Genomic DNA, 26,574 nt, shown 5'->3' with positions numbered 1-26,574 from the left:
CATTACCTTTGTAAAATGAGTTCATTAGGTAAAGAAATTACGATAGCATCAACATTGGAATTGCACGTAAGCAGTCACATTGATGAAGACTTACTGCTTATTGATTCCTTAGCAGATTTGCCATTCCCGGACGAACCCAAAAGGATGGGATGTCTGTTAATAGCATTGTGCACAAAAGGCAAAGCCAAATACACCGTAGATACTTTAGAAAACGTTGTCCAACCAAATGATATGATGATAGTCAGTCCTGGACAAGTTGCAAACAACTATCAACTTAGTCCTGACTGTGATGGTATAGGAATACTTGTTTCTGACAAATTTTTCAGAGAGACTATTTCAAACATCCATGAACTTTCCTCACTCTTTCTGTTTTCAAAGAACCATCCTGTCTGCGGACTTCATGATGATGAGTCAGATATGCTTCAGAAATACTATAGTTTGCTGAAGGAAAAGGTAGACCACCAGGATCATCATTTCCGCACGGAAACCGTTAAGTCATTATTACAGACTATGATTTATGATGTCAGCAACACAATTTACCGCATACAGAATAACGATGGACGTAAGCTTTCACGAGGAGAAAATATATTCTTTGAATATATAAACCTTGTAGAAAATAATTTTAGAAACGAACGACGTGTAAGTTGGTATGCTACCAAACTAAATATCACCGCTAAATATCTTTCAGAAACCGTTAAGTCCATAAGTCATCGGACTCCAAACGAGTGGATAGATTATTATGTAACTCTGGAAATACGAGTTCTTCTTAAGAACACATCAAAAAGTATTAAGGAAATATCCCAGATTCTAAATTTCCCTAACCAAAGTTTTCTTGGCAAATTTTTCAAGGAACACGTAGGCATGTCCCCCACAGAATACAGGCGTAGCTGATAAAATTATCAGCTACATCTTTTTCAACTGTTCTGCAACTTCACATAGTTCCTTATACCACTCAACACCAAAGCGACGTGTTAATGGGCCTTCAAGAAACTTATATACTGGAAGATTTAACTCTTTACCTTTTATCACTGCATCCTTGCAAACATCCCAACGGTTATAATTAATTCCGAATGTATCATTATTAAATGCCTTCACTCTTATAGGATAAAGCGCACATGATATAGGCTTCACAAAATCTGTTTTTTTAGCACGATAAGCTCTTTCCAAAGCACATAAACAGCATCCATTCTCGTAGCATGTAAAAACACAGTCCTTTCCATTGACAATACTTGTCACCAAGTCTCCTTCCTGATCAACATAAGCAACGCCCTGTTTATCTACGATAGCCTGTGCTGACGCACTCATGTCTGTCCAAATAGTATCTAAAGAATCCTCAATACCACCTATTTCATCAAGAGTCACTGGAGCACCAGCATCTCCTTCAACGCAGCATTGACCTTTACATTTGTCAAGATCACAACAAAATTTTTCTGTAAAAATATCTGGAGAAACCAACACGTTTCCCACCTGAATTATATGTAAATCATCCATCGATTTAAACTGTTATCCTAATATTTGCGAATATCACCATTCCACGGGGTTCTCTCCCCTACCTAATAGATATTCATTGCATTTTGAAAATTGATGGTTACCAAACCATCCACCACGATTAGCTGATAAAGGAGAAGGGTGCACACATTCAAGCACAAGATGCTTGCTACTATCTATAAGATATTTCTTACCGCGCGCAAAACCACCCCAAAGCATAAACACCAATCCTTCACGATTGTCACTCAAAGCCTTTATAGCAGCATCCGTAAATTCTGTCCAACCTAATCGCTGATGACTATTTGCCATGTGAGCTCTTACTGTTAGCGTTGCATTAAGTAACAACACCCCTTGATCTGCCCACCTTGTCAAATCACCACTTTTTGGCATTGGCTTTCCAAGATCCATCTGGATTTCCTTGAAAATATTAATAAGTGAAGGTGGCATAACAATGTTTTCTGGAACAGAGAAACTCAGTCCCATAGCTTGTCCAGGTTCATGATAAGGATCCTGACCTATTATTACCACCTTCACTTTATCAAATGGACAAAGATTGAAAGCATTGAATATAAGATGTCCTGGAGGATAACATTCCCCATGCAGATATTCATCACGTACCAATGATGTGAGATTCACAAAATATTGCTTGTCAAACTCTGCACCAAGATACTTTCTCCAACTATCTTCAATCTTTACGTCCATCATATTACTTATTGTCTGAGATAAGATTCTCACCTGTCATATCTGAAGGCTGTTCCATTCCCATTATGTGCAGAATAGAAGGAGCTACGTCAGCAAGACGACCATCCTTTACAGTTGCAGAATTATTGTCTGTAACATAGATAAAAGGAACAGGGTTCAGTGAGTGTGCTGTATTAGGAGTACCATCCTCGTTAATTGCATTATCGGCATTACCATGGTCTGCGATAATCACAGCTTCATAGTCATTAACCTTCGCAGCCTCAATAACCTCTTTCACACAGTTGTCTACAGCCCATACAGCCTTAGCAATAGCATTGTATATACCAGTGTGACCGACCATATCACCATTTGCGAAGTTAACAACAATAAAGTCATACTTGCTCTCATTGATAGCAGCAACCAATTTATCTTTAACCTCAAAAGCACTCATTTCTGGTTTCAAGTCATAGGTAGCAACCTTTGGAGAAGGAACCAAGATTCTGTCCTCGCCCTCGTATGGAGTCTCGCGACCGCCATTAAAGAAGAATGTTACATGAGCGTACTTTTCTGTCTCAGCAGTGTGAAGTTGCTTCTTACCGCTTTTAGAAAGATATTCACCAAGAGTATCCTCAACATTTTCCTTAGGGAACAAAATGTGAACACCCTTGAAACTTGAGTCATAAGGAGTCATGCAATAATACTGCAAGTTCTTTACGGTCTGCATACCCTCTTCAGGCATATCCTGCTGAGTAAGAACCTGTGTTAACTCCTTAGCACGGTCGTTACGGTAGTTGATGAAGATAACAACATCACCATCGCTGATAGTTCCGTCAACCTTAGAATTATTGATAGCCTTGATAAACTCGTCAGTTACGCCATCGTCATAACTTTCCTGCATAGCCTTAACCATATCGTCAGACTGCTTACCCTCACCTTTTACTAGCAAGTCATAAGCCTCTTTCACACGGTTCCAACGCTTATCACGGTCCATAGCATAGAAACGACCAATAACACTTGCGATGTGAGCGCCATTGTTTTTACAGCAATTATCAATCTGCTCGATAAATCCTTTACCGCTCTTTGGATCAGTATCACGACCATCCATAAAACAGTGAACATATACGTCTTTCAGATTGTATTCCTTACCAATCTCAATCAATTTATAAAGATGATCAAGAGAAGAATGTACACCACCAGAACTAGTAAGGCCCATCAAATGAAGTTTCTTACCTGTCTTCTGTGCGTAACTATATGCATTGATAATTTCCTGATTCTTTAGAATATCACCAGTCTGGCAAGCCTTGTTAATCTTAACAAGATCCTGATAAACCACACGGCCTGCGCCAATGTTAAGGTGACCTACTTCTGAGTTACCCATCTGTCCCTCTGGCAGACCAACATCTTCACCTGAAGTCTGCAATTCAGAGTGTGCAGACACTGCTGTAAGATAATCAAGATAAGGAGTTGGAGTATTATAAATAACATCTCCCTTACCATGTTTGCCGATTCCCCATCCATCGAGAATCATCAATAAAGCTTTCTTTGCCATAAAATATAATAATCTTAAAATTCGAATTCCAAATGCAAAAATACGAATAAGGTGTGAATTACCAAAAATATATTTCATATATTTGCAGCCGAAAACAAAATTATAATTAATATTATCTATGTTAGAAAGAGATTACATCATGCGCCTTATTCAAGAGTTTATGGCTGCACTTGAAAGAATGTTGGAAAAGCCTGAAATTGAAGAAAGACGCAAGGAGATACAAACCTTGTACGATAAATACGTTGGCCCGTATTCTTTTTATCACACGGCAACTGTTGAAGAGGCTCTCGAAGCACTTGCAGGAATTGACGAAGAGCACAGAATTGGCAAAATTGAGATGCTCGCCGAACTATGCTACAACGAGGCACGCATGTTTTCTAAGCCTGAATCAGACATGCTTCTTGACAAAGCTTATCAATTGTTTGACTATCTTGAGCACAATAGCGGAACATTTTCGTTTGACCGCAGAAACAAAATGAACTTTATTATTAGTCAGAAAGTTAACAGCTAACATTCGATCTACAAGAAAAAGTTTTTTCAATGTCACTAATGTCACTTTGTCACAAACCCTTTGTTTATAAGGGATGAACGAGTGACATTAAGTGACATTATAGGCCCAAAAGTGACATTAAATTGGAAATCATACCTGTTTTTGGCGAATTTTCACCAAATATGCTATTTACACCATTATATATTACACAGATTGAGTTTTATCAAACATAAAGATAGACTGCCTAAATAGCATGGATAATTCAAAGAGCTACTACATACAAATAACAAATATGAAAGAATCAATTTGAAAGTATGAAAATAGCTTTTAAGATGCATGCACAAACGTTTACCTAAATTTAAAAACCTTTTGGGTAACCCAATTACATCAACACGTGTGCAATCCTATTACATCAGTATGCGTGTAATTCGATTGCATCAGCATGTGTGCAATCCTATTACACAACGTATGTAACACGATTACACAACGTGTGTAACCGTGTTACATAGCGTGAGTAATTCAATTACACACGTTGTGTAATTGAATTGTTCAACATGCTATCATGTATAATATATCATAAATGCAAACATATTTCAAACACGCATTGTCCTTAATAATTCTGATTTATGCATGATAGCAGCTTCCTATTTCTTAATAGTTTACAAAAACGTGGAGGATAATGGAGGATATCTTCCACCTTTAATTATTTATATATCAAACGCTTATGTTATACGTGGAGGATATTCGTATGTTTTCAAGACTTCTGTAGTAATTGCATTTTCAAGTTACATACATGTAATAAGAAATACACTTACATTCTAAACTTCGCTTTACTCTTACTGCGTTTACTTTCTATAGGCAGCCAATTATTGACAAATAGGAAGTCAATATTTAACGAAGTGTTGTATTCATTGAGCCACCAAAATTGTCGAAGAACCAAAGTTTAAAAAAACATTCGTTACTCCGTTACTTTGCCCCCCTTTTAAAGAAGTTTCTGCGTAACGAAAGAGTAACGAATATAGAGAAAAAGAATTACATCATCATCAGCGTTTGATAATTCTTTTGCCTGATAAGATCGCTAATAAAAAACAAGTCGATAATCCACCAGATGCCCAAACCTCCACATGTCAAGAGTTTTAAAATTCCAAGGCCAACATCGCCAAGATATATTCTGTCTACGCCATAGGCACCGACAAGAATTGACAATATCAAAGCCAGAGTTGGATCTTTCATCTGGGCTAGATATATACAAGCGGCATTATAATCCAATGCGTCAAATTTTTCATTCACTTCACAAAAGTTAGCAACAGGGAGTTTATTGCCATAAATTGCCATTAACTGTTCTTTTTGGTTTTTTTCCATATATTATTATATTTTCAAAATGTTTCTAATGATGAGCCATAGAAAGAAAGTTATGATATAAAACCACACTAAGTATTTATTCTCGATGATATTAGACAATCTTTCTTTAGCATTTCCTTGTGGCATTATCCATGCTATGACAAACAGAGAGGCATAAGGCAACGAATAGGCTAAATAGTAATTATAAGCTATCGCTTCATGCCAATATCCATGTAGCAAGGCATATATAAAACGCTGTATTCCACAACCAGGACAACTAAGCCCAGTAATCAACTTAAAAGGACATTTAGGCATAAACCAATAGCTACAAGGATTGAGAAAAAATAGACTCAACGCAACAACAGCAAGAATGATTATTATTATACCAAAACGCCTCAACTTATGAACGTATTATAAATTGTTGGAAAATACGCGAGCAAAGCCTATAAAAAGGTATATGATACCAAAAACCAATCCTAATCCTATGCCAATATAGCTCCATTTTTTTGCCTCTTCTGCAGATACCTGTGCTGCTGCATATTGTTTCATTGCAAAAAGACTATTTACCTGACTTGCCTTAATTATAGCAACAATACCAAAAGGCAGACAACAACATACTGTTGTTAGAATAGCCAACAGCATATTATCATTAGGTTTCATCATTATAGTTTTCTGTGCATTTTCATGTTCAGTGGTCTTATCTGTAGCCTGATTGACTACCTGTTCGTGTGATTCAAAATTTTGTTCCATATTATTAATTATTTAGTAGTTAAAGAATAAGTATACTATTATTACTACATATTAAATATTAAGTAGTTGCAAATATAAATAAATTAATTAACACTACCAATAATAATATAGTAAATATTTAACAAAACACATGTAGAGTAGAAAAAAGTAATAACATTTGTAATACAAGCGTAAAAAATAATACTATATTATCTTTTATTGTTTGTTCATATGTTAACTTGAATTTTATCACTAATGCCGCATCTGTTAACAATATATGTATCATTGGTTATAATGCTCACAAATCACATATTCAAATTTGGAATATGAAATAAATAATGCTATATTTGCACTGCTAAACAACAAAATACCTTAAAATGAAAAAAATCATTATAGGCTGCACAGCCTTATTATTATCAACAACAATGATTGCACAAAATGCACCACAACTCAATGCAAAGAACATTGATAGCGTGATTAAGGCAATGACTCTTGAAGAAAAAGCCCAACTGCTTGTTGGTGGAGGCAACGATGGTTTCGTTGGATCTGGCTCTATGCTTGGTCATCAGAAAAAAATTGTCGCGGGAGCTGCTGGAATTACCGTTGCCATACCCAGACTTGGCATTCCTGCAACTGTAGTTGCTGACGGACCTGCCGGAGTTCACATTGACTCACATCGTGAAGGCACTAATGAAACTTTTTATGCAACAGGATTTCCTGTTGGCACTTGCCTAGCTTCAACGTGGAATACGTCGCTTGTCTATAATGTTGGTAAAGCTATGGGTAACGAGGCTCTTGAATATGGCGTTGACGTTATTCTTGGACCAGGAATGAACTTACACAGAAGCCCACTATGCGGACGTAACTTTGAATATTATAGTGAAGACCCTATCGTGACAGGCACTATTGGCACAGCTATGGTTAATGGTATACAGAGTCAAGGTGTAGGCGTAAGTGCAAAGCATTTTGCTGTCAACTCCCAAGAGAGCGACCGTACACGTGTTGACGAAAGAGTTTCTCAACGTGCGCTGCGTGAACTATATCTAAAAGGCTTTGAAATGATGGTGCGCAAAAGTAATCCGTGGACTGTGATGTCTTCATATAACAAGATTAATGGTTTATATGCACAAGGAAATAAAGGATTGCTTACCAACGTGCTCCGCAATGATTGGGGATTTAAAGGCATTGTGATGACAGACTGGATTGGCAAGCGTAAAGACCTACCAATAGAAAGCGAAGTAGCTGCTGGCAACGACCTTATGATGCCTGGCTATCCTGCACAGGTAGAGGATATCGTAAATGCTGTAAAAACTGGTAATCTTGACATCAATGACGTTGACAAATGCGTGAAAAACATGTTGGAATATATTGTCAAGACTCCTAGATTTAATGGCTATAAATACTCTAACAAACCCGATCTTGAAGCTCATGCGCAGATTACTCGTCAAGCCTCAACAGAAGGAATGGTATTACTGAAGAATGATAACAATACATTGCCTATCAAAAATATTAAGAATGTTGCTCTTTTCGGCGTAAACTCTTACGACTTTTTAAGCTGTGGTCTTGGCTCAGGATGTGTTAACGTTCCTTATGTTGTGGATATGCTTAATGGACTTAAAAATGCCGGAGTGGGTACAACACCACAGCTTACTGAGATTTATCAGAACTATGTGAAATACGCAACTGCCAAACTGAAGGCTGACAAAAACCCTGAAATGTGGTTTCTAAACCAGGGACAGCCTAAACTTGACGAGATTGAGATTACGAAACGTTGCATAGAACACGAAATAAAAGATGCTGACGCTGCTATCATAACGATAGCAAGACAAGCTGGCGAAGGAATAGACAGACAGATTGACGGAGAATTCAACCTTACAGATAACGAAAAGAGCATGATTTCGAGAGTAAGCGATGCATTCCACGCAGCAGGAAAGCCTGTTATAATTATAATAAACTCAGGAAGCGTAATGGAGACAGCTTCATGGCGTGACCGTGCTGATGCAATTCTTGTAGCATGGCAACCTGGAGAAGAAGGTGGTAATAGCGTAGTTGACGTACTGACTGGTAAAGCTAATCCTTCAGGACACTTAACGATGACATGGCCTATAAGCGTAACAGACGTTCCTTCAACAAAAAACTTTCCGCAGAATCCAGACTATTATAACCTTACTGACAAGATTACCAGCGGAAGAATGCAAGGCGTAGACTACACAAATCATGACGAGGATATATACGTAGGTTACAGATATTTCGACACATTCGGAAAAAAGGTGGCTTATCCATTCGGTTACGGACTTAGCTACACAACTTTTGAATATGGCAAACCTAGCGTTAAGGAGCATGGCAATCAGATTGAAGTGTCTATAAGCATAAAGAACACAGGCAAGGTTGCCGGCAAGGAAGTTGCTCAGGTTTATGTTGCAGCAGCAAAAGGCAGCTACGAAAAACCAGCAAAAGAGTTAAAAGCTTTTGCCAAAACAGATTTGCTTAAGGCTGGACAAAGCCAAACTTTAAAGATGACGATTAACAAGCGAGACCTTGCTAGTTTTGACGAAGCAGAAAGTCAATGGAAAGTTGATGCCGGAGTTTATACGTTCAAGGTTGGCGCAAACGTTGAAGACATAAAAGGACAGGCTAAACTTAACATAAAAGAATATACAGAGAAAGTGAGCAATGCATTGAAACCTCAATACAAGCTCAATCTACTACATCAATAAATTAGGAAAGGTATTTCGGGGCACATTATGCTCCGAAATACTCTTCCAATTCTTTCATTGCACTACCCTCTTCATTTTTCAAATCCTTAATTACCAGTCCTTTTTCAAGCAACAATATTCTTGTTGATATATCAGACACAAAATTAAGGTTGTGGCTAGACAATATAACTGTCATACCAAATTCATGACATGCACTCTGTATCATCTTTGCAATATTTATCTGTGAAGAAGGGTCTAGATAATTAAATGGTTCATCAAGAATAAGTACCTCTGGATTAATGATCATAGCACCAATAATACCTATCTTCTGACGATTACCCTCAGAGAAGTCACGAATATACTTCTTTGTACCCAAGATTTCATCATGCATCAGTGACGAATAATTTTCGAGTCGCTGATCGATTGTTTCTGTAGGTATATTATAAACCTTTCCTATGAATGTAAAATACTCCTCTGGGGTATAGAAATCTATCAAGAAACGTCCGTCAATAAACGAACCGGTATATTGCTTCCACTCCTCTGTTTCATTAACTCTCAAACCATTACTATACACACAGCCGTCATCAGCCTTTATTAAATCAAGAATAAGGCGCATTAAGGTAGTCTTTCCAGCACCATTATTGCCAACTAATCCAATAAGTTCGCCTGAACCAAGAGAAAGTTGAGGTATATCCACAACCGTTTTGTCACCATATATCTTTTTAAGATTTTCAATCTTTATTTCCATATTCGTCTAGTTTTAAATTATATTGTTATTGACTGAAAGTTTCCATTCTCTTATATCTTATACTCATGAAACGACTAGCCAACGACTTGAGAACTATTCTATGCAGTAGCAAGGCTATTATTCCCAATGAAGCTAAAATAACCTCAGCGATATAAGTATTATCGAGACAAAGCATAAGTGCACCATAAATCCCCATTGGTATCAATATCACGAAACCATAGAGGTTTATTGCCATATTAGCACCCTGATAGTTGAAGAATGCAGAAGAGAAAAGGTCTATGCGCTTTGAGAAAAGACACGTTGGCATCATTAGAATGTTAACAACGGCACAGAAGAAGAATGTTGCTATAAGTAGGTCTATTCCCCAATATCCAAAGAAAAGACCTGGGATATATGGTATAATCATTACAAGATTTATAAGCATAAGAAAATAATACTTTGTACATAACATCTCATAAATAGACATAGGCTTAGTCATGATACCGTGGAAGAAATTACCTTCAACACCAAATACCCACTGCCCAAGCAATACTGACGGAAATGCCATAGCAAACATTACGATTATAGATAATCCACCAACACCAATACCTTCATGGCTGTGAAGTGACAATGCCTGAGTATAAACCTGAAATAAGAATACTATAGGAATAAATATCATCGCCTGGCGAAGACGCTTTGAACGGAACACACTGATATATTCCATACTGAACAGTGAGACATCCCCAAGACTACGCACTTTAGAAGTATGAGTTTTCTGCTCATTATAGTGTTTTATGCTACACATGTACTTATACAAGACCAACAAGAACAGCAGCGTTATAATAATCATGCCGAAAATTGCGACAAAATTAAGATTGAGGCCAACAGACACAGCATAAAAGACTGAAGCTATAATATAATACACAAGAAGTCCTATGAACAGAGGCAATTTATACTCCCATCCCTGAGCTTTACGCAGGCATGTAAGCATGAGTCCATCTGTTATACTGACACAGAAAGCAAGCAGAAATGTAAGAAATGCATATCCTATTGGCATAATGAAACACGAAATGCCGAAAAGCAATACTGGATTAACCCAATTCCAATAATCAGCAAGATTCATAAGGATAAGGAACTTATTCCAAGAACTTTCCAAAACGGGGCGTGACTTTAGGTAATCATCCATTCCAGCAGCTTCCTGCTTCATTAGTAACTTCATCAAAATACCCATCACAGAAAAAGTCATGACCAACGGAATTGCAATTTTCTGAGTTATATCATTATGCATATTAAAATTACCGTCCTTACGTATTTGTATGTAAGCCCCAATAATACCAGAAATAATGATTAACAGAATATACAAAAACCACCCCATTCTCTTCCAGTCGAAGGTTCTCCTTTTTTGTATCCACCAAAGATTTAAAAGTGTTTTCAACATAAAATGTGCATTTTTTTAGTGACTGTTTGTTTTGTCACAAATAATATTTGATTGCAAATATAAAAAAAATCGACAAGAGTATTGCCGATTTTTCAATTATTTTGATTATTCACTTTTCATTTTGACAATATTGCCTTCTTCATCATAACTAAGCGGAATAACTTTCAAGCTTCGTAACCATGTTGTATCATTGCTAGGAACACAGTCATGGTGAAACAGATACCATTTTCCCTTGAACTCAGCGATACTATGATGTGTGGTCCAACCAACAACAGGCTCAAGTATCACGCCCTTATAGGTAAATGGACCATAAGGATTATCACCAACGGCATAACATAAATAATGAGTGTCACCAGTACTGTAACTAAAATAATACTTGCCGTTATACTTATGCATCCAACTAGCCTCAAAGAAACGTTGAGGATTATCAGCAGTAAGTAGCTTGCCATTTTCGTCAACAATAAGGACTGGTCGTGAAGCCTCACTAAACTGCAAAACATCATCTGTCATCTTTGCGACACGACTTGGCAACGGAGCTTCGTTCCCTTCAGGAAGATGTTCACATTTCAATGCCTTATTATCCTTATACCATTGAAGCTGTCCGCCCCATATACCACCAAAATAACAATACACGCTACCGTCTTCATCCTTGAACACGCAAGGGTCTATGCTATATGAGCCACGTATAGGATCAGCTTTAGGTACGAATGGTCCTTCTGGAGTATCTGAAACAGCAACACCTAAATGAAAGACACCGTTATAATCCTTTGCCGAGAATATAAGATAATATTTGCCATTCTTTTCTACAACATCATTATCCCACATCTGCTTCTCTGCCCATGGCACGTCTTTCACGTCAAGTATAACACCATGATCTGTAACAGGTGCCGTCATAGGGTCATCATTCAGAGAGAGAACATGATAGTCTTGCATCTGGAAATGTCCGCCGTCATCATCAAAACTCTCTCCACTGTTCCAGTCATGAGATGGATAGATATATAGGCGACCATTGAAAACGTTGGCAGAAGGATCTGCCATATAATCCTTAGGAAATAAATATCTTGATTTCATTATTTAAATAGTTTTATTATATCTTTTACTACAGGCTTTACATTATACTGTCTGTCTATAAGCAGGCTATAGTTTGTACGTCCAGGAACAGGCCAACCATTAAGCCAGCTATCAGCATCACTAACACCCCATAGGGTAACACGACTTATCTGATCTTTATGCTTAGCGTAAATCTTGAAAAATGCTAGATAACGCTCGTTGAAAAGCTTTTGAGCACTTTTTGTAAGTCCATTTACATAAGGATTAAGGGTCTTATCGTATTTAAATCTCTGACTTATATCAGCACCTCCGAAATGCTGTGGACTTGGAAGCATATTTATATCAAGTTCTGTCATCATTACTTTTACTCCACAAGCAGCAAATGAATCTATAGAAGCTTCATAATCATTTAGATTTGGATAATCAGTACCATTATGGCTCTGCATACCTACAGCGTCGATGCGACATCCTTTTGCTTTCAAATCACGTACAAGTCTACAAACAGCATCACGCTTACCAGGCTTTGACATTGAATAATCATTATAATAAAGTTCAGCATTAGGATCGGCTTCATGAGCAAACTTGAACGCCAACTCAAAATACTCAGGACCTATTATATTATAATACTGAGTCTTACGGTAACTACCATCATCTTCGAAAGCCTCGTTTACAACATCCCACCCTTTTATGCGGCCCTTATAGCGGCTCACAACATTTGTAATATGATGATAAAGTCTATCTATCAATACTTCACGAGTTACTGTTTTCCCATCATTATCCTTAAACATCCACCTAGGGGCTTGAGAATGCCAAACAAGGCAATGACCAGTAACAACCATATTATTGTCCTCGGCAAACTTCACCGTAGCATCAGCATCATCCCATGAATAACGATTCTCTTCTGGATGAATCGCCTCACCCTTCATACAGTTCTCGGCAACTATGGCGTTAAAGTTGTCAACTATAGCACTCTTCACCTTTGGGTCCTGGCTATATATGTTTCTTGTGCTCACAGCAGCACCTATTAGGAAATGTTTTCCTATTGTCTCCTTCATTGTCTGTGCCGAAACATTAACTGTCAGGGCAAGACATGCTACTCCCAGAATAATCTTGTTCATAATGTTTAGTCTTTGTTATTTCGTTTTTCTATTTCAATATTTATATTGTCTATAACCTCATCTGTAAGTTCGTATTTCGAGATTATAAAGATTGCTAACAACAAAAGGATAGCTGGTATAATACATACAAGCCACAATATTCCATGCTGTGCAAAAGCGCTCTGACTGACTGCATTTGACTTATCAAAGCCAACAAAGCTCAAGATAAGTCCAGGAACTACTCCACCAAGCGCCATACCTGCTTTATAAAATATACCAGTAAGTGCATTAACAATTCCGCTTATGCGGCGACCTGTTGTATACTCTCCATAAGAAATAACCTCTGGAACCAAAGCCCACATATAGCCTGTCGCAACTATGACACCGGTAGACTTGATAAACTGAGCAACATATACGATCCATATCTGACTGCGCAATGCAGGAATAACAGAAACCACATACAACAATCCCATTCCAAAAATTGCTATACCCAAAAAGACATAAAACATCTGTCGTTTTCCGATAGCTCGCTTTATGGCAGGAACCAATGGCATAAATATGAATGCTGGAGCAGAGCCCAATCCCATAAATATAGCCATTTCTGTAGGTGTGCCTTGTACGTTATATATCATATAATAACTTCCAGCAGAGTTACCAATCGCCATCATGGCAAAAGCGGTGATATAGAAAAAAGCCAATATTCGTAGAGGACGATTACGCACAAACTCAACCCAGAGATCACTAACCTTTACACTTGCAGTTTCCTTTTTGTCCATAACAACACGTTCATGTGACTGAGTAAAACAAAAAACAAGGAGTACCATACCTATCAATGCGTAAATAGCCATGGTAATAAACCATGCACCACCATCTTTCTTTGTATTAGTAAGACCATCAGGAGAAAGAAAAGCCACAATGATTGGAATGCCAAGAGACACTGCGAGTCCACCAAGGTTTGCCATAAACATTCTTACAGAAGTAAGTATTGTAATCTCATCTGTATCACGAGTTAGACTAGCATTGAGAGCTCCATAAGGTACATTAACCAACGTATAGCACATTGACATACCTACATAAGTGATGTAAGCATACATCAATGAACCAGAAAAGCCATTCCAGAAACATAATATGGCAAAACCAGAGAGCGGTATTCCTCCCAATACAAGATAAGAACGATATTTGCCCAATTTTGGACTATGCTTATCAACATATGTTCCAACCAAAGGATCCCACAGAACATCAACAAGTCTTACTATCAAGAACATTACCGCAACAGTTGCAGGATCTAGACCAAACACATTAGTATAGAACAGCAATAAATACATACCAATAGTCTGGTATATAAGATTCTGAGCCAAATCTCCGGAACCGAAACCAACACGCTGTAACCAGCTTAATTTATAAAATCCTTTCGATTCCTGCTTTGTCAAATTTGTATCCATTTATTTTATTATTTATTTTCCTTTTATTATTTCAGCAGCATAATGCCCCATCACCTCATATCCTGAAGGATTTAGGTGCAACCAGTCTGAAGAATATTCTGAGCGTAGCTTGTGAATATCTGAGGGATCGCGCACTAATTGATCAAAATCAACGATCCCATCGAAGTCTTTGCTATTTCTTATCCATTCATTGACCGTCTGTCTAGCAGCTTCGTGAAAAAGGCTATACCATCCATTTCCCTTGAACGGTGTTATCGTTCCACCATATACTTTTATACCTTTCGCCTTTGCTTTTGCTGCGAGTGTCTTATAAGCCTCAATAAGTTCTGTCGCAATTTGTTCACTATTTCCGTTACTGCATCCGATATCGTTAGTTCCCTCAAAGATTATTAGTTTGGTGACACCATTCTGGGAAAGTATATCTCTATCGAATCTTTGCAATGCAGGCTGGCTTATGCCACCACGCAGTACGCAATTACCACCGATACCAAGATTAAGAACTCCATAAGGACTTTCTGCATTCAAGGAATTAGACATAAAATCGGTCCATCTATTCTGCTTGTTTGTTGTTGTCCCACGACCATCAGTTATTGAATTACCTAAAACAGCCACAACAGGAACATTATCAGCCATTACATCTATTGCAGAAATATTATACCAATGTTCTACCTTCTCAGAATTTTCGAAATCAGACTTTGCATTAGCCATTCCTTTTATAATATAAGATGTTGTGCGTGAACCGCGATGCGATGTAGCATTTTCAGGTGTTTGGGCACCATAACATACAGTTATTGCTAAACGCTGTCCTGATTTTAGATTATATTTTATAGGATCAGACCAGACAGTTTTTCCTGCAGGAATAGTAACTTTTTTCTTTCCGGAAAAGTTTAGACTACGAGACGTTTTTATATCGGTCTGCCAACTATCACCAAGAGCATCAGCTATTAATACTGAATTTATCTCAACAGGCTGTAAACTGAACTCATTAGACAGTTTTAGTCTAATTGGCGAACCTGTAAAAGATATATGTATAATATTTCGGACAGAACGATTAGAAAGACTGTTTGCAGGCATATCTCCTTTTCCAGTGAACTCAGGTGCAGTTGCCCAAGAACCTGTCCATTTATTTTCTTGTGCATTAGATTCTTGAATATTCACAAGAAAAAACATCAATAACAATAAACCAAATATTTTTTTCATGCCATTATAACTTTTATTTTTGCAAAATTAATAAATACATTAAAAAACAAAGTAGTTTAATGTAACGAGAACATTTTGATTTGTATCATTTTTCTCATATAAACACATTTTAAGAATGAAACATTTTTGATTTTAACTGGTTTTCACTAAATTTGCAACATACACCAACAAATAACTACATGAAACGCATACATTACATTATGACATTCCTTGGTCTGTTGATAACAATAATCGTTATGGCAGACAGCAGCAGGCTCTATACATCCGAAAAATTGTCGAGCAGTCTCATAAACTGCGTTACCCAAGACAAATACGGTTTTATGTGGATTGGTACGGAATATGGACTAAGCAAGTTTGACGGTTACAAATTCACAAATTATCTGCATAACAGCAAAGATACCACCTCTATTGCTGACAATATCATATCGTCTTTCCTCGTAGACAAAAAAGGAAGGTTATGGATTGGATGTGCAAAAGGGCTTATGCGCTATAATTCTACTAACGACAACTTCATACAATACCATTTCCCAGATGGGAGAAAACCGAGAATTTACGATATGATAGAAAGTAGAAACGGTGACATCCTTATGGGTACTGCTGGATTCGGACTATACTCTATTAAAAGAGGTACTGACAAGATAAAATATGAGAAGCAATATTCCACAAGAGATTCCAACATGTTCTACACACATATATTCGAAGACAGTCATGGATATCTTTGGCAAGGAAGCCATTTAAGCCGATTTACGCGTTTCAGCAAATATAAAGGAAAAATAAAAGTCACTTATTTTGATTCACCATGTGGGGCTCCTGTAAATTTCTACCAAGACTGGAAGAACTCTATGATGATTGTTTGCATGTTTGGAATTGTAAACTATGACTACACAACTGGCAAGATAGCTGATGCTGGATATAATTTCGGACCATATAAAGGGAACATCACTATAAACTGTTCAAAATTCGATAAAAGCGGCAATTTTTATATAGGAACCTCAGAATGTGGAGTACTAATGGCCCCTGCAGGAAGTAGGACTTTTACGGCATTTGAAAACAACAACAGCAGTAAGTTCAACCTTAGCACATCATGGGTGAATGACATTTATGAAGACAAGAGCCAAAATATATGGATTGGTTGTTATAAAAAAGGATTATTTCTAATTAACAACCAGAAAATGGCTTTTAATAGTTGGAGTTTCTCTGATCAAAATTATTCAATTGGAAGCAGCGTGTCTTCACTTGCTCCCGGAAACGATGGAAGTATTCTGTGTACGGTGCAAAACAGCGGAGTTTATAAATTTGATCATGCAGGCAAGATTGTCAGTCACCCTAAATCACCAGCAGGAACGAGTATAATCTATCAGGACACATGGGGACGTTACTGGGTTGGTACAGGAAACGCTCTATATAGTTACAATCCAGAAACAGGAAACTATAAACAGGAAATGAAGTTTGCTAGTGCAGGAATATACTGCATTACAGACGATGGAATGGGCAAATTATACATATCTGTATATAGTAAGGGGTTATACATTTATGATAGCAAGACGCATAAAGTTAAGATTCTAGACATGAGCATGACGTCTCCACACGGAATGTTATGCAACGACTGGATTAGATCCTTGAGGTTCGACCGCCAAGGGCTTCTGTGGATTGGCACTTCAAATGGCGTTGCTTGCCTTAACACCCAATCTTACACCTTCGACAATTACGGTTGGAATTGCATATTGCGCAATTCTCAAGCGAACTATTTATGTGAAGACGATTGGGGCAATATGATAATAGGAACAGATGAAGGACTATACATATATTATCGTGGTTTAAAGAAACTAGCACCATTTCCACATTCATCAGTACTTAGCAATAAACAAATATGCGGTATAGTAAAAGATTCGCATAATAATATTTGGGTAAGCACAACAATGGGGATATGGCAATATGACCACCTTACAGAGAAATTCATAGCCCACATTAACGGAAATGGTCTCCGCTCTCATGAATATACATTAGGTGCAGTAATGCAATCTACAGATGGGCGCATAGGATTTGGAAATACCGATGGAATCACTACTTTTTATCCTGATAACGTAATTAGTGACATTACGGAAATGGGAGATGTACATCTTACTAATTTCATCATTTATGGCAAACACATGGACTATACCAAGAACGAATACACAGTTCCATATTCTGAAAACAGTTTTACTCTTGAATTCTCGCTATTAAACTATAAAAGTGCAGAAGATGTATGCTATCAATATCGAATAAACAGAGGTGAATGGAATTCTACAGACGAAGGAATAAACTCTATTCCTTTTAACAAGCTCAACCCTGGCAATTATCAGATTGAAGTAAGGGCTAGCTGCAACGGCATTGTTTCTAAAAATACAAAAGTAATAGATATCACTGTAGAATCACCATGGTATGCAACAACATTAGCATATATAATGTATGCAGCACTTATAATCATTCTTATATATTTCATATTCAGATATTATGAAAGACGCAGAACAGCTGATCTTGAAGAACAGAAGATGAGATTTCTCATTGATGCCACTCATGATATACGCTCTCCGTTAACATTGATAATGAGCCCATTGGAAAAACTGAAACGTAAGATTACTGATATTGACAGCCTAGGAGAAATAAATATCATTGACCGTAATGCTCAAAGACTTTTACTGTTGGTAAATCAGATTCTTGACGAACGGAAAATCGACAAAAATCAAATGCAGTTACACTGCGATGAGACAGACCTAGTGGAATTCAGTCGCAGCATAATTGCTTTATATTCATATAATGCAAAAGAAAGGAACATAAATATTTCTTTGGAAGCTTCACAGAAAAAGATAAATGTATGGATTGATCGCATTAATTTTGACAAGATTATTAATAATATAATATCAAATGCGATGAAATATACTTTCGACAATGGAACCATAAACGTGTTTATAACTTGTGACAACTCAAATGCGACACTTAAAGTAACAGATTCTGGGATTGGAATAAAGAACGAAGATGCTGGAAGATTATTTGATCGTTTCTATCAAGGAAAGAACACAACTGGCTTCCATTTTGCAGGGACTGGGATAGGTTTGAACTTATGCAAAGCATTAGTAAACATGCACGGAGGAAACATAAAGGCATATAATAGATGTGACGGGCAAAAGGGCACATGTATGGAAATAAATATTCCACTTGGAAATGCTCATCTTAAACCGGAGGAAATAGAACCAATTGATAAAGATAACGTAAATGAGATTGCATCACAAACACATAAGAAAAGCGCAAATAAAGATTTCAGAATCTTAATCGTTGACGACGACCACGAAATTGCGACATATATTATGAACGAACTCGGCGGATGGTATAAGTTCGATTATGCGTCGAATGGAAGAGAAGGATTAAGCAAACTACTTTCCTCTGAATTTCATTTGGTTATAAGTGATGTAATGATGCCTGAGATGGATGGTATAACCATGCTTAAAAAAATAAAAGGGAACAGTAAGATTAGTGATATTCCAGTAATACTTCTTACATCGAAAAGTGATGTTGATAATCGCCTTGAAGGATTAAAACGTGGCGCTGATGCTTTTCTTGCTAAACCATTCAGTATGGAAGAACTACATATTCTAATTGACAATCTGGTTGATAACGTCAGAAGGCTTAAGGGTAAATTCTCAGGTGCATTAGTACAGAAAGATAAAATGGCAAAAATAGAAGTTAAAGGTAACAATGCTATACTTATGGACAAGGTGATGAAATGCATCAACGAAAATATCAGCGATCCAGACTTCAATGTGGAAAAGCTCGTTGAAAATGTCGCTATGAGCAGAGCGCAATTACACCGTAAACTGAAAGAAATCACAGGTGTAAGCACCGGTGAATTCATAAGAAATCTACGATTAGAGCAAGCCGCGCAATTGATTATTCAAGGAGAAATCAACATTTCCCAGGTAGCTTATGCCGTAGGTTTTAATAATCAGACCCATTTTTCAACTGTATTCAAAAAACACTTTGGGGTAGCCCCCTCTGAATATTTTGAGACGAAACATAAAGAATCGGATAGGATAAACTAAGTATAATATAAAATTATTGATTAATTTTGCAAAATGAAGAAAACAATACTGTTATTTATATTCTTTGCTATTTGCTCCACGATAACGGCGGAAGACGGGCATAATCTGTGGTTGAGATACGAGACTCTAAACAAAGCTCATGTAATTGCACCGAAAGGTGGAAAGACGATGCAGATTGCCATTGATGAATTAAAGAAATATTGGAATGGCAAAGACATAAAACTCATAATTGACAAAAGTTTAAAAAATGATGACGGATTCATTTATGATGCAGATTCAATTTGTTCTCATTCTGAAATTGGACTGCTATATGGTGTTTACGAAGCTCTAAGGACACAACAACTTAGCACAAGCAGTAACGCTGGAGGATACTCGGCTCCAAAGTATTCACGACGGATTCTCAATCATTGGGATAATCTTGACGGAAGCATAGAGCGTGGTTATGCCGGAAAAAGTATTTTCTTCTCTTCAAGACTAAAAAGCTATGACTGGGAAAAACGTATTATTGAATATGCACGAGCAAATGCCTCTATTGGAATAAACGGCAGTGTGCTAAACAACGTGAATGCCTCTCCTAAGATTTTAACTAAAGAATATCTTGATAGTATAAGAAATATCGCTGATATAATAAGACCTTACGGAATAAAAGTTTATCTATCTGTGAATTTCGGTTCACCTATGGCTTTAGGATACACAAAAACTGCAGATCCACTCGATGTAACAGTTAAAAATTGGTGGATAAATAAAGTAAACGAGATATATTCTTTAATTCCAGACTTCGGCGGATTTCTTGTAAAAGCAAATTCAGAAGGGCAACCTGGACCATTTGATTACGGACGCACTCATGCCGACGGTGCCAATATGCTGGCAGATGCGCTAGCCCCCCATAAAGGAATCGTCATGTGGCGAAGTTTTGTATATGGCGCAAAGCATAAAGGTGAAGACAGAGTAAAACAAGCTCTTAATGAATTTCAAGATCTTGACGGCAAATTCCGTAACAATGTAATACTTCAAAGTAAGAACGGACCACTTGATTTTCAACCACGTGAACCCTATGCTCCGATATTCGACAACATGAAGCATACGAAACAAATGGCAGAGTTCCAAATTACACAAGAATATACAGGACAAAGCAAACATCTGGTATATCTTGCAACAATGTGGAAAGAATTTTTCAGCTATGTATCTCCAGACTGCCTTGTTGGTATAGCAGGTGTGAGTAATATAGGGGATGATATCAATTGGTGTGGACATCCTTTCTCACAAGCCAACTGGTATGCCTTTGGTAGACTGGCATGGGATCCATCCCTTTCTGCCGATTTAATCGCTCATGAATGGATTCAGCAAACATTTGGACAGAACATTAATGAGTATGCTATAGGCGATATGATGCTAACAAGCCGTGAAGCATGCGTCGACTATATGATGCCGCTAGGTCTACACCATATCTTTGCATTCGACCACCATTACGGGCCACAGCCAGACGGATACAAAGCAGAATATCCAATAGAATGGTGCCCTGTATATTATCATAAGGCAGACAAAAATGGTGTAGGATTTGACAGATCTTCAAAAGGTACTAATGCAGTATCACAATACCGAGAACCATACCGTAGTATGTTCGACAATCTACAAACTTGTCCAGATGAATACTTACTATGGTTTCATCATGTTCCATGGGATTACAAATTAAGAAATGGAGACACTTTATGGGATGAACTATGTGGACTCTATTATAGAGGCATTGAGCAAGTCGTATCTTTTCAAAAGATTTGGCAAGACGCTCAGCCTTATGTTGATGGTGAACGTTGGTCAAAAGTAAACATGTTGCTCCAAGTGCAATTAGACAATGCTAAAGAATGGCGTGACTATACATTGAGATACTTTCAAACTTTCTCAAAACAACCAATAAAGTACGATTTCACCGGAGTTAGCTTTATGCCAATATCTGTTAGCAGCAAGTTAAAACAATAATACCATTATGAAAAAAATAATATTTATTATGGTTACAATGCTAACGTGTTTTACAGCACAATGCATTGGACAGGAAATGATTTTAGGTGGTGAACTAAGTAATTCAGCAGCAACGAATATTGCAGACATTGATAGTTCAATTTCTAAGGCTGCCAAGACTGGTATTAATACTGTACTAGTACCTGCACAATGGGACTTAATTGAGCCAACAGAGGGGACATTTGATTTTTCATTAATCGATGAAACCATTAATATTGCACGAAAAAACAATATTAAGGTTATATTTTTATGGTTTGGAGCATGGAAGAATTCTATGAGTTGCTATGCACCGATGTGGTTTAAAGAAGACACCAAACGTTTTCCAAGGGCAATTACAGATAAGGGCAAAAAGATGGAAATTGCATCAGCATTTTCTGAGAATGTATTCCAAGCAGATAACACAGCATTTACTTCTCTCATAAGGCATATTAAAAAAATAGATCCACAGAAGGAGACTGTTATTATGATCCAAGTGGAAAATGAGATCGGTATGCTTGAAAGTGCCAGAGACTATTCTGAAATAGCAAACAAGGAATACAGCAAAGGTATATGGCGGAAAGAGTTAAATCAAATCGGATTTCATACAGAAGACAAACTTTATGAGGACGAAGCATTTCAAGCAATCTATTATGCAAAGTATGTTGAACGACTAGCCAAAAATGCAAAACAAATCCACAATATACCTCTTTATATAAATGCTGCCATGAATAGTCGTGGACGAAAGCCTGGAGAATATCCATCAGCGGGACCTTTAGCCCACCTCAGCAAGATATGGAAGGCTTTTGCACCAAGTATTGACATGATGTCACCAGATATCTACGATAAAGGGTTTAAAGATTGGGCTCAAAAATACGATTTCAAGAACAACCGTCTATTTATTCCAGAAAGTAAATGTTGCGCAAATAGTGGAGTAAGAGCTTTATATGTTTTTGGTGAACACAATGCTTTGGGATATAGCACTTTCTCTATTGACACTGCTGAAAAAGAAGCAATAGAAAATTTACAAGGTAGTTTTTCGCTACTTCGTCAGCTTTCCCCTATTATGAAGCACTATAATAAGAATAATATCCACGGTGTTCTTTTTGATAAGGAAGACTATCAGCAAATAATTAAAGATGACAACATCACAATAACATGCAGACATTATTTCACTTTACCTTGGGATAAACGTGCAACAAATGGTCAAGAATGGCAAGAAGGCGGCGGAATAATAATTAAACTGGCTAAAAATGATTATCTGATCGCTGGGAATGGAATTGTCGTGTCTTTTCAAAACAACGACGAGATTCAACAAAACAAAGAAGAAAGACTTGGCGAAGATGGGTTCATCATTAACGGGCGCGATGATGATTCAAGTAGAAAGAACTCATCACAATTTAACGGGAAACGCTCGGGGATTGGATATGTGGACGAAGTTACAATAAAAGCAGACGGCAAAATTGAATATCTTCGCAGACTAAACGGTGATGAAGATCATCAGGGACGACACGCAAGAATATCTGTCGGAGAATGGAAAATTCTACACATAAAATTATACGAGTATTAAATCTTTCATTTTATTATACTTGCAGCATATTCTCCCATCAGCTTATAACCTTGCGCATTAGGATGCAACCAGTCACTTTGCAAATTCTTTTGCATTCGGCTGTGATCTTCAGGATCACGAAGAAGCTCATCAAAGTCTAGAATACCATCAACTTTTTCCTTTTGTAATCTAATCCATTGATTTACGGTTTCACGAGCTGCGTCATGGAAAATAGAATAATATCCTGCGCCCTTAAAAGGAGTAATCGTACCAAGGTATACTTTAAGTTTTCTTTCCTTAGCCTTCTTGATCATTTCATCATAAGACTCTATGAGTTGCATTGCAACAGCTTCACTGTTACCTTTGGCTACAGCACCTATATCATTTACACCTTCGAAAATAATAACGGCGTTTAAGCCACGTTGTTCCAATATATCATGGTTAAAACGATTTTTTGCTAACTCTCCGAATCCTCCAGGAACTACCACCCTATTATTACCAATTCCGAGATTCAATACACCAAAATTAGTTATATGATATTTATAGTGAAACGTCTCAGACATAATATCTGGCCAACGATTTTGCGCATTATCTGTGCTGTTTTTTCCATCAGTAATAGAATTACCGATGATAGCTATGCTCTTTCCTGTTACATCAAATACATCTATTGCGGCAATATTAAACCAATGGTTTTCACAGAATGCCTTTGAAAAATCACTATCTGCATTCGTCACACCACGCATAATATAACTTGTAGTGCGAGAGCCCATGTGTACGGTTGGGGAAACTGGTGCAGAAGTATAGTTGATCGTTATTGACAAGCGCTCTAAAGGTTTCAAGTCATAAACCAAGGCATCACTAAAAATAGACTTTCCTGCTGCAATTGTTACCTTATACTTATTGCCAAACTTCAAATACTTAGCCGTTTTAGCTTCAACAGCAGATGAATCTTTAGCATGAGCAATATATACAGACCGTATTACTAGAGGTTCATTAGAAAGTTCATTGCTAATTTGCAATCTGATTAGTTTCCCGCCAATAGAAACTTTCACAATTTGTCTAACGGAACGATTTGACATATTATTGTTATAAGGCATATAAGCCTTTACAACAGGTTGTTGCGCTGAGGCCCAAGTCCCAACCCAGTGTTCCCCTATGACGCCCTTAACTTGAGCATTCACAAATAGCGAAACAAACAACATCAATATTAATAATAGTTTTTTCATCTTTTTACCTTATATCCTTTTATCACTGCAAAGATAACACAAACGAGTACAGAATCATCAAACTTGCTTGAATGTTATGCCGAGTGCAGTTTATCTTATGCAAAGATAATACAAATTTTCGGACAACAAAAAAAGGGACTGACAAAAAAGTCAGTCCCAAGATCAGAGAGAGAGATAGATAAGACTGGTCTCGCGACCAATCATCTTATCTACTATTTATTTGTTAGCAGGATGATTATATTTTGATGCGCGTACATCCCAATACATCTTACTGTAATAATTGTTTGTTCCATCAGTAAGTTTAGCTACTGCAGCCTTCCAATTGTCACCATTAAGTGTACTTTCATTAGTCGGATATTTAACACGTTCAATAATATCACCTTTAGTTTCACTCAATGGAGTAAATGCTACTTTAGAACCATTATAAATACATGTAATGTCACCTGGGCGAATCAACTGTTCAGGGTAACCTGTACGACGGATTTCAGTCCAAGCTTCAGTACCATTGGTATAAAGGTCGATATATTTCTGAAGAGCACAGGCCTCTGCGTTAACATTTCCAGAAACGGCATTTACATATGCATCAATTGTCGTATTTGAAATAGATATACCAGCTAAATCATACCAATATTGAAGTGAGGCTTTAACACCATCTTTATAATCAGCAGCATCATAACCATTATACTCACAAAGAATAAACTTCAACTCAGCATAAGTCATCAAAGGAACTGCATAAGTTTTCTGAACAACCAGAGGCTTTGTACTACCCCAGTTTGGTGAGCTTGTACGAAATTTATCCTGTGTTCCTGTTGGTGCAGCATAAGGAATACCCTGATATACGCCAGCAGCATTTGGAGTAGTATAAACACTTAGACGTGGATCTAAAGTTCCTTCCCAAGGATGCTGCTTATTATTCAATGTATCACGCTGTCCCTTCATTATATCAACCAAAGGACGTGCAATCGTAAAGTCATTGCGGTTATCAACAAAAAAACCTTTATAGAACTGACAATAATCAGAACCAGAGGCAACATAAGTAAACTTAGCTGCATCACCATTACTTTCCATGACTCCGCTCTTCAAAGCATCTGCAATATAAGACTTCCAATTAGGATCAACTTTAGAAAGATGAACTGCAAGACGACACTTCAACGAATTACCAAACTTCTTCCATTTGCTTGCATCACCGCCAAATATTATATCACCAGAAGTGAATGCAGTTTGTGAAACATCTATCATATTAACAGCTGTGGTAAGATCGTTTATCATACCAGCATAGATATCTTTCTGGTCGTCATACTTACAATACAGGATGTTGTCACTTTCTAATTTTGAAATATCAGAATATGGAACATTTCCCCATGTATCGGTAATTACATCCATCAGCCAAACTTTCATAATCATAGCTGCAGCAATCTGATTTTCATTTGCACCATATGTTGCATTCTTAACTTTTGTTACATTATCAGAATTCAACTTGACAACCTTATCAAAGTTGGCCATACCCATATAAAGGTAGTTGAAATAACTATTATTAGTAGACTCACGAACCTGATATCTGTCCTCTTCTGTATAATTACGCTGTGACCACTGCTGTGAATATGGAAGACACTGACGCCCACTAAACCAAACATCATAGATATTATCCATTGTCCATTTCTCAGCACCTTCCATCAACATATTTGATGGAACTTCAGACGTACTATTCGGACTTACATTCATTTGATCCAAATCACTGCATGATACAGCGGTAAGGCACAATGAACCTAAAAATATATATTTTAGAAAATTATTCATATTGTATAT

Annotated in this window: 20 protein-coding genes; 6 read left to right on the top strand and 14 right to left on the bottom strand. The window is 37.2% G+C overall.

All coding sequences use genetic code 11. The features are described 5' to 3' along the window. Nucleotides 1-15: 15 nt before the first annotated feature. Nucleotides 16-891 carry a helix-turn-helix domain-containing protein gene (locus B045_RS0102515; protein WP_018462698.1) on the top strand — a complete coding sequence of 292 codons (876 nt, stop codon included), beginning with the start codon at nucleotides 16-18 and terminating at the stop codon, nucleotides 889-891. A gap of 12 nt (nucleotides 892-903) precedes the next feature. Here the strand turns inward: B045_RS0102515 and B045_RS0102510 are convergent, their stop codons facing one another. Genes B045_RS0102510 through gpmI form a run of 3 tightly spaced genes read right to left on the bottom strand, consistent with a single transcriptional unit; the run spans nucleotide 904 to nucleotide 3,718 of the window. After that, complete coding sequence (locus B045_RS0102510; RefSeq protein WP_018462697.1) at nucleotides 904-1,491, bottom strand: DUF3109 family protein; 588 nt, start codon at nucleotides 1,489-1,491, stop codon at nucleotides 904-906. 33 nt (nucleotides 1,492-1,524) lie between these two features. Further along, nucleotides 1,525-2,190 carry a uracil-DNA glycosylase gene (ung, locus tag B045_RS0102505; protein WP_025882839.1) on the bottom strand — a complete coding sequence of 222 codons (666 nt, stop codon included), beginning with the start codon at nucleotides 2,188-2,190 and terminating at the stop codon, nucleotides 1,525-1,527. A gap of 4 nt (nucleotides 2,191-2,194) precedes the next feature. Further along, nucleotides 2,195-3,718, bottom strand: a complete 1,524-nt coding sequence (gpmI, locus tag B045_RS0102500) for a 2,3-bisphosphoglycerate-independent phosphoglycerate mutase (RefSeq protein ID WP_018462695.1) — start codon at nucleotides 3,716-3,718, stop codon at nucleotides 2,195-2,197. A 118-nt stretch (nucleotides 3,719-3,836) separates the two neighbouring features. Between gpmI and B045_RS0102495 the strand changes: the two genes are divergently transcribed. Beyond that, nucleotides 3,837-4,229: a hypothetical protein gene (locus tag B045_RS0102495; protein ID WP_018462694.1), complete on the top strand. Its 393-nt coding sequence runs from the start codon at nucleotides 3,837-3,839 to the stop codon at nucleotides 4,227-4,229. 1,011 nt (nucleotides 4,230-5,240) lie between these two features. Here the strand turns inward: B045_RS0102495 and B045_RS0102485 are convergent. The 3 genes from B045_RS0102485 to B045_RS0102480 all read right to left on the bottom strand — a co-directional run bounded on the left by B045_RS0102485 (nucleotide 5,241) and on the right by B045_RS0102480 (nucleotide 6,299). After that, the gene (locus tag B045_RS0102485; RefSeq protein ID WP_018462692.1) at nucleotides 5,241-5,570 is read right to left on the bottom strand and encodes a TM2 domain-containing protein; all 330 of its coding nucleotides are present in this window, start codon (nucleotides 5,568-5,570) and stop codon (nucleotides 5,241-5,243) included. Nucleotides 5,571-5,576: 6 nt separating this feature from the next. After that, nucleotides 5,577-5,864 carry a DUF2752 domain-containing protein gene (locus B045_RS14175; RefSeq protein WP_018462691.1) on the bottom strand — a complete coding sequence of 96 codons (288 nt, stop codon included), beginning with the start codon at nucleotides 5,862-5,864 and terminating at the stop codon, nucleotides 5,577-5,579. A gap of 96 nt (nucleotides 5,865-5,960) precedes the next feature. Then, nucleotides 5,961-6,299, bottom strand: coding sequence for a CD225/dispanin family protein (locus B045_RS0102480; protein ID WP_018462690.1), 339 nt, complete (start codon nucleotides 6,297-6,299; stop codon nucleotides 5,961-5,963). 356 nt (nucleotides 6,300-6,655) lie between these two features. On the opposite strand from B045_RS0102480, the gene B045_RS0102475 reads away from it, so the two are divergent. Continuing rightward, nucleotides 6,656-8,995: a glycoside hydrolase family 3 C-terminal domain-containing protein gene (locus tag B045_RS0102475; RefSeq protein WP_018462689.1), complete on the top strand. Its 2,340-nt coding sequence runs from the start codon at nucleotides 6,656-6,658 to the stop codon at nucleotides 8,993-8,995. Nucleotides 8,996-9,020: 25 nt separating this feature from the next. Here B045_RS0102475 and B045_RS0102470 read toward each other — a convergent pair whose 3' ends face one another. The 6 genes from B045_RS0102470 to B045_RS0102445 form a co-directional block, all read right to left on the bottom strand. Continuing rightward, nucleotides 9,021-9,722: an ABC transporter ATP-binding protein gene (locus B045_RS0102470; protein ID WP_018462688.1), complete on the bottom strand. Its 702-nt coding sequence runs from the start codon at nucleotides 9,720-9,722 to the stop codon at nucleotides 9,021-9,023. A 25-nt stretch (nucleotides 9,723-9,747) separates the two neighbouring features. After that, the gene (locus B045_RS0102465; protein ID WP_025882835.1) at nucleotides 9,748-11,139 is read right to left on the bottom strand and encodes a DUF5687 family protein; all 1,392 of its coding nucleotides are present in this window, start codon (nucleotides 11,137-11,139) and stop codon (nucleotides 9,748-9,750) included. Nucleotides 11,140-11,244: 105 nt separating this feature from the next. Continuing rightward, nucleotides 11,245-12,210 carry a glycoside hydrolase family 43 protein gene (locus tag B045_RS0102460; protein WP_018462686.1) on the bottom strand — a complete coding sequence of 322 codons (966 nt, stop codon included), beginning with the start codon at nucleotides 12,208-12,210 and terminating at the stop codon, nucleotides 11,245-11,247. Then, nucleotides 12,210-13,307 (bottom strand): endo-1,4-beta-xylanase, encoded by a 1,098-nt coding sequence (locus B045_RS0102455; protein ID WP_018462685.1) that lies wholly within the window; start codon nucleotides 13,305-13,307, stop codon nucleotides 12,210-12,212. The genes B045_RS0102460 and B045_RS0102455 overlap by 1 nt, the downstream gene beginning before the upstream one ends. Nucleotides 13,308-13,312: 5 nt before the next feature. Then, entirely contained in the window at nucleotides 13,313-14,728 is a 1,416-nt protein-coding gene (locus B045_RS0102450; RefSeq protein WP_018462684.1) for an MFS transporter, read from the bottom strand. 12 nt (nucleotides 14,729-14,740) lie between these two features. Next, entirely contained in the window at nucleotides 14,741-15,928 is a 1,188-nt protein-coding gene (locus B045_RS0102445) for an SGNH/GDSL hydrolase family protein (RefSeq protein WP_018462683.1), read from the bottom strand. 179 nt (nucleotides 15,929-16,107) lie between these two features. On the opposite strand from B045_RS0102445, the gene B045_RS0102440 reads away from it, so the two are divergent. From B045_RS0102440 to B045_RS0102430, 3 genes are read left to right on the top strand one after another with little or no spacing between them, the layout of a single operon-like run. Further along, nucleotides 16,108-20,004: a hybrid sensor histidine kinase/response regulator transcription factor gene (locus tag B045_RS0102440; RefSeq protein ID WP_018462682.1), complete on the top strand. Its 3,897-nt coding sequence runs from the start codon at nucleotides 16,108-16,110 to the stop codon at nucleotides 20,002-20,004. A 33-nt stretch (nucleotides 20,005-20,037) separates the two neighbouring features. Next, on the top strand, nucleotides 20,038-21,978 hold the full coding sequence (locus tag B045_RS0102435) for an alpha-glucuronidase (RefSeq protein WP_018462681.1): 1,941 nt from the start codon (nucleotides 20,038-20,040) through the stop codon (nucleotides 21,976-21,978). 7 nt (nucleotides 21,979-21,985) lie between these two features. Next, nucleotides 21,986-23,563: a DUF5597 domain-containing protein gene (locus B045_RS0102430; protein WP_018462680.1), complete on the top strand. Its 1,578-nt coding sequence runs from the start codon at nucleotides 21,986-21,988 to the stop codon at nucleotides 23,561-23,563. 5 nt (nucleotides 23,564-23,568) lie between these two features. Here the strand turns inward: B045_RS0102430 and B045_RS0102425 are convergent, their stop codons facing one another. Further along, a complete protein-coding gene (locus B045_RS0102425; protein ID WP_018462679.1) occupies nucleotides 23,569-24,768 on the bottom strand; it encodes a GDSL-type esterase/lipase family protein in 1,200 nt (399 codons plus the stop codon). 216 nt (nucleotides 24,769-24,984) lie between these two features. After that, nucleotides 24,985-26,565, bottom strand: a complete 1,581-nt coding sequence (locus B045_RS0102420; RefSeq protein ID WP_018462678.1) for a SusD/RagB family nutrient-binding outer membrane lipoprotein — start codon at nucleotides 26,563-26,565, stop codon at nucleotides 24,985-24,987. Between the last annotated feature and the right edge of the window lie 9 nt (nucleotides 26,566-26,574).

Source organism: Segatella paludivivens DSM 17968 = JCM 13650 (genome assembly GCF_000373185.1).
In the GTDB taxonomy this organism is placed as follows: Bacteria; Bacteroidota; Bacteroidia; order Bacteroidales; family Bacteroidaceae; genus Prevotella; species Prevotella paludivivens.
Note: the sequence above shows the minus strand (reverse complement) of the source record. Positions and strands in the feature narration are given on the sequence as shown.

Excerpts from the sequence above, each read along its gene's own strand:
- B045_RS0102425 (WP_018462679.1), bottom strand. The coding sequence starts at position 24,768 with ATGAAAAAACTATTATTAATATTGATGTTGTTTGTTTCGCTATTTGTG.
- B045_RS0102445 (WP_018462683.1), bottom strand. The coding sequence starts at position 15,928 with ATGAAAAAAATATTTGGTTTATTGTTATTGATGTTTTTTCTTGTGAAT.
- B045_RS0102460 (WP_018462686.1), bottom strand. The coding sequence starts at position 12,210 with ATGAAATCAAGATATTTATTTCCTAAGGATTATATGGCAGATCCTTCT.
- B045_RS14175 (WP_018462691.1), bottom strand. The coding sequence starts at position 5,864 with ATGCCTAAATGTCCTTTTAAGTTGATTACTGGGCTTAGTTGTCCTGGT.
- B045_RS0102450 (WP_018462684.1), bottom strand. The coding sequence starts at position 14,728 with ATGGATACAAATTTGACAAAGCAGGAATCGAAAGGATTTTATAAATTA.
- gpmI (WP_018462695.1), bottom strand. The coding sequence starts at position 3,718 with ATGGCAAAGAAAGCTTTATTGATGATTCTCGATGGATGGGGAATCGGC.
- B045_RS0102440 (WP_018462682.1), top strand. The coding sequence starts at position 16,108 with ATGAAACGCATACATTACATTATGACATTCCTTGGTCTGTTGATAACA.
- B045_RS0102510 (WP_018462697.1), bottom strand. The coding sequence starts at position 1,491 with ATGGATGATTTACATATAATTCAGGTGGGAAACGTGTTGGTTTCTCCA.
- B045_RS0102435 (WP_018462681.1), top strand. The coding sequence starts at position 20,038 with ATGAAGAAAACAATACTGTTATTTATATTCTTTGCTATTTGCTCCACG.
- B045_RS0102485 (WP_018462692.1), bottom strand. The coding sequence starts at position 5,570 with ATGGAAAAAAACCAAAAAGAACAGTTAATGGCAATTTATGGCAATAAA.
- B045_RS0102455 (WP_018462685.1), bottom strand. The coding sequence starts at position 13,307 with ATGAACAAGATTATTCTGGGAGTAGCATGTCTTGCCCTGACAGTTAAT.
- B045_RS0102465 (WP_025882835.1), bottom strand. The coding sequence starts at position 11,139 with ATGTTGAAAACACTTTTAAATCTTTGGTGGATACAAAAAAGGAGAACC.
- B045_RS0102515 (WP_018462698.1), top strand. The coding sequence starts at position 16 with ATGAGTTCATTAGGTAAAGAAATTACGATAGCATCAACATTGGAATTG.
- B045_RS0102430 (WP_018462680.1), top strand. The coding sequence starts at position 21,986 with ATGAAAAAAATAATATTTATTATGGTTACAATGCTAACGTGTTTTACA.
- B045_RS0102470 (WP_018462688.1), bottom strand. The coding sequence starts at position 9,722 with ATGGAAATAAAGATTGAAAATCTTAAAAAGATATATGGTGACAAAACG.
- B045_RS0102495 (WP_018462694.1), top strand. The coding sequence starts at position 3,837 with ATGTTAGAAAGAGATTACATCATGCGCCTTATTCAAGAGTTTATGGCT.
- B045_RS0102475 (WP_018462689.1), top strand. The coding sequence starts at position 6,656 with ATGAAAAAAATCATTATAGGCTGCACAGCCTTATTATTATCAACAACA.
- B045_RS0102420 (WP_018462678.1), bottom strand. The coding sequence starts at position 26,565 with ATGAATAATTTTCTAAAATATATATTTTTAGGTTCATTGTGCCTTACC.
- ung (WP_025882839.1), bottom strand. The coding sequence starts at position 2,190 with ATGGACGTAAAGATTGAAGATAGTTGGAGAAAGTATCTTGGTGCAGAG.
- B045_RS0102480 (WP_018462690.1), bottom strand. The coding sequence starts at position 6,299 with ATGGAACAAAATTTTGAATCACACGAACAGGTAGTCAATCAGGCTACA.